This window comes from Tetzosporium hominis (genome assembly GCF_002265435.1).
In the GTDB taxonomy this organism is placed as follows: Bacteria; Bacillota; Bacilli; order Bacillales_A; family Planococcaceae; genus Chryseomicrobium; species Chryseomicrobium hominis.
Map to the genome: position 1 here is coordinate 1 of NZ_NOKQ01000185.1, position 280 is coordinate 280.

Here is a 280-nt window from a genome sequence, read left to right on the forward strand (position 1 = left end):
TCAAGGTGATGTCAACCTTTAAATCAGGAATGTCAATTGTATCTCCAATACGGATTTTTTTCCCACGTCTACTTTCTAACTCACCATTAAAGTAAACTTGATGCTCTATTAAAAAGGCTTTGATAGCACCGCCGCTTTGTATAATTCCAAGCTCTTTTAGGAGGGCTTGGAGCGTGATAAATTCTTCAAATAATTTGTATTCCATAATTCACCTCAATCTTTGGTATTATACCATATTTTCATCGAAATAGCTGAAGGAAAGTCAGTTGAAATGAAAACG

Annotated in this window: 1 protein-coding gene; it reads right to left on the reverse strand. The window is 35.0% G+C overall.

The window, feature by feature from the left end:
* Window positions 1-205: S4 domain-containing protein YaaA (gene yaaA, locus CF394_RS03835; protein WP_106408203.1), on the reverse strand; the 205-nt coding region annotated here is incomplete at its 3' end.
* Window positions 206-280: the final 75 nt, after the last annotated feature.